We start from the raw sequence: 8,558 nt of genomic DNA, 5'->3' as shown, positions 1-8,558 counted from the left end.
GATTTTCTCGGACATGGCTCAAGTTTAATGTAAAACAGGCCGGTCTGTCAACAGAAATTCCGGGATCACCGGAAAAGCGGCTAAAGGCTGGCGGGGCCGGTAAATAATGCTTGACATTTACTGGTTTTATGTTAAATTTATAAGCTATACCTCATCAACCGGGCTATATATCATCAAATGCATATCTAACTTGCTCAGGAAAAGTAGAAAGTATGTACAGGATATGGTAAAAACCTTGATTTAGTCCGATTACGTTCTTTTCTTTTTGTGCCGCCAAAAAGAAAAGAACCAAAAGAAAAAGCTCGTCGCTTAAAACTCTCCGGGCCACGCTTACGCTAAAGCTTCAGCGGGCCCGCGCTGTGCTTCTCGTTGCCGTCGGGCTTGTCTGAACTCGGGCTTTGGCCCAGCCCTCAAACACGCCAGACAAGCTTTTAACCGCCGTCAACTGCGATGCTCACTGATCGTTTTAACGCGACAACCGGGGTTGGTCCCTATTGTTCTCCCTGTCTACTGAGCTGATTGGATAATCATTAATCATAATTCGCTGGCAAAATGACAGAATCAGCAGTTAAAAACGATCCCAGACTCTTCAGCAAAAGCTTAAGGACCTTTATCCGGCAAAAACAGCCGTGGCTTAAAAGCCCCGCCTCGGCCGGGTTGATCCATGGCTGGCTGCTGCTGAACCAGGCCCAGATACATATCACCGCCAGCGACCAGGCTCTGGCCGGGGAAAAGCTGGACCAGATGAAGGTCCTGCCGGACCTGCCGGCGGTGCTGGAGTCCGAATACCTTTTGGCCAGATGCAACCTCTGCAACCAGTTCAATTGTTTGGATGAACTTAACGAGCACCTGACCAGCCTGGAAAAAATGGCCATGAAGGATGAAGCCCTGCCGGTAAGGGCTCAATGCCTTTATTACCGGGCTTCAATGGAGGCCAGCGGCGGTGATTACCAGAAGGCCTCGGGTCATTATCTGGAGGCCCTGCGGACCCAGGAGATCAGGGATGACCGCGATTTTACGGCCGAGATATACAACGACCTGGGCTTTTGCTCCAACCGGATGGGAAATGGCGGCCGGGCCGAGGAATACTATAAAATATCGCTGCGTTTGAGAAAAGACACCGGCAATCTGGCGGGGCAGGCCGAGAGCCTGAACAACCTGGGGATCCTGCACATGAAAGCCAACCACTTTCAAAAGTCCGAAGACGCCTTGAAGGAAGCCTACAATCTGGAAACGCTGGCCGGGGACAGGATCGGCGAGGGGTACACCCTGCTCAATCTTGGGGTGCTGGCCTATAACCGTTCCCAGTTTTCCAACGCCTATAAACATTACCACCGGGCCCTGTCCCTGCGGAAAAGCATCGGGGACGTTTTGGGGCAGGGGTTCTGTTATACCCATCTGGCCCATCTCTCGCTGATGCTGGAAACCCCCGAAGCCGCCTATCAGCATGCGGAACGAGGCCGGAGCTATTTTGCCCTGGCCGGAGAGGCTTACGGGGTGATCAAGATGGATGCTTTGCTGTGCAACATACTTTTGGAACAGAACAAAACAGAACAGGCCGGGGAGTATCTGGACAAAGTTGCGCCGGGGAATGAAGGCCAGCCGGCCGGCCGGCACCACGAATTATTTTTAATACCCCGGTTAAAGCTGGCCCTGGCCTGCGGCCGTTCGGAGCAGGCAGAAGGGATGTGGCGCAGATACCTTGAATATGACCCCGGCTATTCCAAAAGCATGGAAGGGATGCAGGTGCACGGAGGGCTCCTTTCCGGACTGGGGCGGAAGGACCAGGCCCGGGAGGTGTGGCGGCAGGCTCTGGACAGGGCATCTGAAAAAGTGCTGATCTACGAAAAAGCCAAGATACTGCTGTGCCTGGGCGGGTTGGAGCCGGGGACCAAGGCCGGGAAGGACGCCCTTAACGAAGCGCTGGGATTGTTCAAGAACATCGGCGCGCCTTATTGGGAAAGGAAAACAAAGAAAATCATCAACCGGGAAGCATCATAATATGATAGTTGCCATCGGCACCGACATCGCCAAGGTGGAGCGCATAGAACAGGCCTACGAAACCTACGGCCGGCGTTTTCTGCAGAAGGTGTTCACCGAAGAGGAGGCCCGGTTCTGCCTGAGCCGCAAGCACCCGGCCCCGGCCCTGGCCGCCCGGTTCGCCGCCAAGGAGGCCGTTTCCAAGTGCCTGGGGACAGGATTCCGCCGCGGGGTCTATCCCAATCTGATCGAGATTGTGGACAACGAGAAGAGCCGCCCCACGGTCAGGCTGCACGGGAAGGCGCTGGAGTTCGGGAAGGATTACATCTTTCATCTGTCGCTGTCGCACGAGAGGGAATTCGTGATCGCGGTGGCGGTGATGGAGGACCCTGCCCGCTAAGATAGGAAGCGGAACGGCGATTTCCCACGAAATACACGAAATGACATGAAAAAATGAAAAAATCATTTAGCCTAATAGTATCTCTGCTCTGCGGGTGTTCCCTTTGCGGCTGTTTTGCCACATTTGATGGGGCCAGGGTTTATAACGGGACACGGTCCGTTTTTTCAGGGGCTGTGATACAGGAGAGCGAAGGCAGTCAAAATTATCCGATGGGGGTTTTTGGTGTAAGGTCCGGTTACATAAATAAAACGGACTCGACGCGCAACATAGAGGCCGGAGGTCTCTTGGAAATATTTCCCAGTAAAGGACCGGTCTACTTTAGTTGGGATGAAGGAGGCTCCAGCCATGAAGAAAATGGGATCCGCATGCAGTTCAACATGGATGTAAAATATCAATGCATAATTAATGCCCCATTTGATGGAAGCCTGCGGTTCCGCACCTATTTGCCCTGGATAATCTGGCCCGATGTAAGCCTGGTCTTGGGTAAAAACTTCAAGGGGAACGATCTGTACATTGAAGCCGGACAGAATATTTGGTCCTTTAATTCATTGTCCAAAGAGGGGTTGAACGGACTGACATTGATAAAGGCCGGGGCTAAACTTCCTTTGACCCAACACACTGCTTTTTTGGTTGAAGTCGGCCGTTCATATGGGTTTGTTCATGCGGGAATCGGAGTAGAATTAAGGTAATCTAATCCCCAGTGTTTTTTCGTGAGCAAATCACAACCGGGAGGAACTGAAATGCTAGTAGTCACCCCCCAGCAGATGCAGGAAATAGACGCCCGGGCCATTAAAAAGTATAAGGTGCCGGGTCTGACCCTGATGGAGAACGCCGCCCGCTAAAGAACACGAAAAGGACGAAAAAATGAAAAAATCATTTGGCCTAATAGTATTGCTGCTTTGCGCCTGTTCCCTTTGCGGCTGTTTTGCCACATTTGACGGGGCCAGGGTTCAAAACAGATCTAGGGCAGTGATCGCAGGCACCATGTACCGATCAGAGGAAGGTAATGCTAACCATGCGGCATTGCTTGTAGGCGTGCGTTCTGGCACCATAAAAGAATCCAATCCCATTGCCAACATTGAAGTAGGTATGCAAGCAGTGATGGTTCCGGGAGATATGATAACAGATGAAGACCTGTCAATTCAGACAAGCATTGATGTCAAGTGGCAGTATTTGATCAATGCCCCCCTTGACGGCAGTATTCGAATACGCAGTTATCTGCCGTATATGATATTTTATCCGGAAATTTGTTTGGCATTGGGGAAAAATTACAAAGGTTATGATATCTATGTTGAGGGTGCATTAAGCACGTTAACAGTAGATGAAAACACATCGCCAACTACTTTGAAAGCTGGCACCAGGATTCCGGTGGGAGATAAGACGGCAGTGATTGTAGAGGCCGGGCGCTCTTGGAACGTATTTATGGTTGGCTTGGGCTTGGAGTTTTAGTCTTTTAGGAGGAACTGAAATGCTAGTCGTCACCCCCCGGCAGATGCAGGAGATAGACGCCCGGGCCATCAAGAAGTACAAGGTGCCGGGCCTGACCCTGATGGAGAACGCCGCCCGGGCCCTGGCCGAAAAGGCGCTGGAGATGCCGTCCCTAAATTCTCCGGCCACGGTCTGCATAGTCTGCGGGCCGGGTAACAATGGCGGCGACGGACTGGCCGCGGCCCGGCTGCTTAAGGAACAGGGCTGCGAAGTTCAGGTCTTCCTGCTTGGTTCCCTGCCCCGGCTTAAAGGCGATGCCAGAACAAATGCCCAAAAACTCAAGGCCGTCAAGATCAAGGTCAACGAGATCAAGGGCGTGGCAGGCCTGACGGCGCTGAGGGCCGGCCTTAAAAAAGCATCACTGGTGATAGACGCCATCTTCGGCACCGGGTTTCATGGAGCTCCGGAAAAGCTCGCAGGCCAGGTCATCGAGGCCGTCAACAGCTCTGGTGTCCCGGTGCTGGCCGCCGACATTCCCTCCGGTGTGGACGGGCTTACGGGACAAACGTTTGGTCCGGCCGTCAAGGCCGCAGCCACAGTGACCATGGGGCTGCTGAAAACCGGATTATTGTTCTATCCGGGAAGATCCCTGGCCGGAGAAATATCCGTGGCAGACATAGGCTTTCCCCAAAAGGCCATGGATGAGCAGAAGGCCAACGCCGGCACGATTGAGTCCATGGAGGCAAGGCAGATGCTGCCGGCCAGAAAGCCCGACGCCTACAAGGGAAGCTGCGGAACTGTCCTTGTCCTGGCCGGTTCGGCGGGGATGACCGGGGCGGCCCGGCTGGCCTCGCTTTCGGCTTTGCGCTCCGGGGCCGGGCTGGCCTATCTGGGGATCCCGGAGAGCCTGAGCGATGTGATGGAGTCCAAGCTGACCGAGGCCATCATCAAGCCCCTGCCGGAGACCCGCACCAGGACCCTGTCTCTGCACGCTTTGGACAGGATCAAGGCGCTGATGGCCAAGGCCGATTCTCTGGTGATGGGCCCGGGGCTTTCCACTCATCCGGAAACATTGGAACTGGTGCAGGCGGTGGTCAAGCACCTGAATATCCCGGCCGTGCTGGATGCCGATGCCTTGACCGCCCTGTCCGGCAATGTCCAGTTGCTTAAGACCCAGGCCCCGCTGGTGTTGACCCCCCATTACGGGGAAATGGCCAGGCTGACCGGAAGAACCATCGCCGAGATAAAAGCCGACCCCATGCGGGCGGCCGGGGAATTCGCGGTTGAATACAACAAAACGGTGGTGCTGAAGGGCGCCCCCACAGTCATTGCCGGGCCTTCGGGAAACATCTGGATCAACACCACCGGCAACAGCGGCATGGCCACGGCCGGGTCGGGCGACGTGCTGGCCGGGCTGATAGCCGGGCTGCTGGCCCAGGGCCTGTCCCCGGAAAATGCGGCCAAGCTGGGGGTCTATCTGCACGGGCTGGCCGGGGACCTGGCCAGGGAAAACAAGACCGAGTACTGCCTGCTGGCGGGGGATATCCTGGATGAACTTCCCGCGGCTTACAAAAAACTGATGGAGGGTTTATGATGATCTGGCTGGGATACGCTTTGCTGGGGGCCGTGGCCGGGGTTTTCAGCGGATTGCTGGGAATAGGCGGGGCCATTTTGATGATCCCGGCCCTGGTTTACATCTTCAAATTCTCCCAGCAGCAGGCGCAGGGAACTTCAATTGCCACCCTGCTTCTGCCCATCGGGCTGCTGGCGGCCTGGAAATACTATTCGGCCGGACATGTAAATGTCAAGGCGGCGGCGCTGATGGCCGGAGGGTTCTTCTTCGGCGGGCTGCTGGGGGCGGTGCTGGCCGAAAAGATCCCCGGGGTCTGGCTGCAGCGGTCGTTCGGTTTTTTCCTGCTGATCATTGCGGTCAAGATGATACTGGTGAAATGAACAACCTGGACGGATGGATAATAAGCAACGTCAGGGAGGCCCGGACCGGAGGCCGCCTGGAACAGGGCATTCCCTTTGCCATCTGGCAGCGGCAGTGGGAGGTTTGTGATGTGACCGCCGACCGCCAGGGTTCGGAAAAACTGGCCCGGTCCATCAGCAGTTTGGCGGAAACCGACCGGTCCTACGGCTCCCAGGCCAGCTACTATCTTTCGGCCCTGGCCGTATACAAGGCCAATTACAAGGAGGCCCTGGAGTTTTCCCGCCAGGGGCTGGAGCAGGCCGTCAATGCCGGAGACCGGGAGGGGACGGCCCGGATGTACGACCAGATGGGCGAGGCCAGCTATCATCTGTCGGACTATGCCGGCGCCACCGAATACCGGATGAAGGCGCTGGAGATATTCAACCAATTGGGCCAGGACATCAAGGCCGCCGACGTCAACAGCGACCTGGGGCTGACCTGCTGGAGGATCGGCTCGTATGCCCAGGCCCTGGAATATTGCCGCCAGGCCCAGGAAACCTATGAAAAGGGCAATAACGTCCGCCAGCTGATCGCGGTCAAGACCAATATCGCCAGCATCTACATCCGGATGGACAGGATCGATGAGGCCTTTGACCTTTACCAGCAGGTGTTCGAGCTGGCCCAATCAATCGGCGACAAGCAGAAACAGAGCAGTCTGCTGAACAACATCGGCGTCATCCTGCTGCGGCGGGGGAAATACCAGGAAGCCTTGTCCTACCTGCAGCGGGGGGTGGAGCTGGACCGGACCATCGGCAACATCACCGGCGAGGCCGCCAAGCTGAACAACATGGCGGTGCTGGAGGGGACCCTGGGAAATCATGACCGGGCCTTGCAGTACCTGGAGAGGGCTCTAAAAATAGACCTTTCCACCGGCAACATCAATGGACAGGCTTCCAAATTGAACAATATGGCGGACCTGTGGGCGCTGAAGCAGGATTACGGCCAGGCCCTGGAGTACAGCCTTAGGACCGTGGAACTGAGCCGGCAGATCAATTCCAAGGATTACCTGAGCTATTCCCTGGTAAAGAACGTGGAACTGTGCCTGATGCTGGACCGGCTGGAGCAGGCCGTGGAAAACGGGCGCGAGGGGATAGCCCTGGCCGTAGAAATAGGAAGTTTTTCGGCCGAGATGCTGGGTTACGCCAACCTGGCCAATGTTTACCTTAAGCAGGGGGACCAGGAAAAGGCTTTGGAATATTCGGACCGGGCGCTGGACATCCAACGGAAACAAAAAGTATTTGAGGTGGCCCTGGATAAATTCTTCTACCAGCGCCACAGGATACTGCTGGCGGCGGGCCAAAAGGAGCAGGCCCGGGAATGCCTGGAAACGGCATACAAAGAGTTGGTTAAAAAGGCCGAGGAGATCCAGGACCAGGAAGAAAGAAAAAAGTTCTTCACCAGCACCGACGACAACCGCACCATCATAGCCGGCTGGAAAAAGATGAAGGAAGACCTGTAAAATGCCGATATACGAATACCTCTGCCAGGACTGCAAAAAGCGGGTCAGCCTGCTGATCCTCAGCCCCTCCAGCTACGGAACCCCCAAGTGTCCGGACTGCGGCAGTGAAAGGCTGGAACGGCTGATGTCCCGGTTCCGGACCATCCGGTCCGAGGAGTCAAGGATGGAGCGGCTGGCCGACCCTTCCTCCTTTTCCGGGGTGGACGAGAACGACCCGGCTTCTGTGGCCAAATGGGCCAAGAAGATGGGGAAGGAGCTGGGGGACGAGGCGGGCGAAGGGTTTGACGAGATGGTGGATGAGACGATTGAGGAGGAGGCGCATAAGAGCACGGCCACGGATGGATCGTTTGAGTAGTCCGGCAGGGAGGCAAGGCAACGGGGGAACCGATGGAGCAGCCAAACAAGGAAGACCGGCAACGATGGAAACGTTGGAGGGGTTAGGCAGGGGGCTGGGCAACGATGGAAAGGTTGGAGGGGTTTGGCAAGGGGCTGGGCGATGTTGGAAACGCTGGAGGGGTCCGGCAGGGGGCCGGGCGATGTTGGAAATGCAAAAAGACCTCTCCCTCTTATCCCTCCCCTCGAGGGGAGGGAAGGGTGGGGTTATTGCCCTCAACAATAAAAAGAATAAATGAAAAAACTAACAATCCTCTTAATAACGGGCCTTTGCTGTTGTTCACTGGCCCAGGCCCAAAAATACTACCTGGCCGATAAAAGCTACTGGCAATGCTCAACCGACGGCCAGTTGCTGCATGTGTTCCCGGAAAGCACAGTAACGGTGCAGACCACGGCCAAGGGGTTTGCTTTTACTGCCATACATTTTGAAAAGCTGAACGAGCGTTACGGCTGGGCGGGGGGCAATGATGTTAATGGCTATGTGACAATTAAACGAACCATCGACGGAGGTAAGACCTGGGTGTCTGTAATGCTGCCGGCAATGCCAATTGGCGACAGGGTGGAACGGATCCAATCGGTGAAGGGACAGCTTTTATATGTTCTTTTGCGGAGCGGCAAATATTTGAGGAGCCATGACTGGGGGTACACCTTCATGCCTGCGGCAACGCCGGTGGAGGGCACGACTTTTAAAGAGGCCAAGCAAAGGTTTGAGGAAGCCATCCGGTATTGGGAGGAAAGCCTCCCATGAAACACACGCTGACCATTATCCTGCTATATTCCATATTCAGTATTCTGTCTTCGCACCCGGCAGCGGGGCAGACCACCCATAACATAGATATCATCTGGCAAAAGGCCAAACCAGAAACACCACCGCAATGGCAGGCTTGGGGATTTGCAATGGTAGGCGGAGATCTTAACGGCGACGG

10 protein-coding genes are annotated in these 8,558 nt (G+C 55.5%); all 10 read left to right on the top strand.

The window, feature by feature from the left end:
• Window positions 1–552 precede the first annotated feature (552 nt).
• Window positions 553–2,001 carry a tetratricopeptide repeat protein gene (locus Q7U71_09210; protein MDO9391934.1) on the top strand — a complete coding sequence of 483 codons (1,449 nt, stop codon included), beginning with the start codon at window positions 553–555 and terminating at the stop codon, window positions 1,999–2,001.
• 1 nt (window position 2,002) lies between these two features.
• The gene (acpS, locus tag Q7U71_09205; GenBank protein MDO9391933.1) at window positions 2,003–2,380 is read left to right on the top strand and encodes a holo-ACP synthase; all 378 of its coding nucleotides are present in this window, start codon (window positions 2,003–2,005) and stop codon (window positions 2,378–2,380) included.
• Window positions 2,381–2,433: 53 nt separating this feature from the next.
• Window positions 2,434–3,069 carry a hypothetical protein gene (locus Q7U71_09200; protein MDO9391932.1) on the top strand — a complete coding sequence of 212 codons (636 nt, stop codon included), beginning with the start codon at window positions 2,434–2,436 and terminating at the stop codon, window positions 3,067–3,069.
• 175 nt (window positions 3,070–3,244) lie between these two features.
• Window positions 3,245–3,829, top strand: a complete 585-nt coding sequence (locus tag Q7U71_09195; protein MDO9391931.1) for a hypothetical protein — start codon at window positions 3,245–3,247, stop codon at window positions 3,827–3,829.
• 19 nt (window positions 3,830–3,848) lie between these two features.
• Entirely contained in the window at window positions 3,849–5,402 is a 1,554-nt protein-coding gene (locus tag Q7U71_09190; protein ID MDO9391930.1) for an NAD(P)H-hydrate dehydratase, read from the top strand.
• Entirely contained in the window at window positions 5,399–5,761 is a 363-nt protein-coding gene (locus tag Q7U71_09185) for a sulfite exporter TauE/SafE family protein (GenBank protein MDO9391929.1), read from the top strand. Before Q7U71_09190 ends, Q7U71_09185 begins: the two co-directional genes overlap by 4 nt.
• Complete coding sequence (locus tag Q7U71_09180; GenBank protein ID MDO9391928.1) at window positions 5,758–7,239, top strand: tetratricopeptide repeat protein; 1,482 nt, start codon at window positions 5,758–5,760, stop codon at window positions 7,237–7,239. The genes Q7U71_09185 and Q7U71_09180 overlap by 4 nt, the downstream gene beginning before the upstream one ends.
• A gap of 1 nt (window position 7,240) precedes the next feature.
• Window positions 7,241–7,594, top strand: a complete 354-nt coding sequence (locus Q7U71_09175) for a zinc ribbon domain-containing protein (protein ID MDO9391927.1) — start codon at window positions 7,241–7,243, stop codon at window positions 7,592–7,594.
• Between the two features lie 273 nt (window positions 7,595–7,867).
• The gene (locus Q7U71_09170; protein ID MDO9391926.1) at window positions 7,868–8,380 is read left to right on the top strand and encodes a hypothetical protein; all 513 of its coding nucleotides are present in this window, start codon (window positions 7,868–7,870) and stop codon (window positions 8,378–8,380) included.
• The coding region (locus tag Q7U71_09165; GenBank protein MDO9391925.1) for a hypothetical protein at window positions 8,377–8,558 on the top strand (182 nt) is incomplete at its 3' end. The genes Q7U71_09170 and Q7U71_09165, both read left to right, overlap by 4 nt.

It is taken from the genome of bacterium (assembly GCA_030655055.1).
GTDB lineage: Bacteria > Edwardsbacteria > AC1 > AC1 > EtOH8 > UBA5202.
Note: the sequence above shows the minus strand (reverse complement) of the source record. Positions and strands in the feature narration are given on the sequence as shown.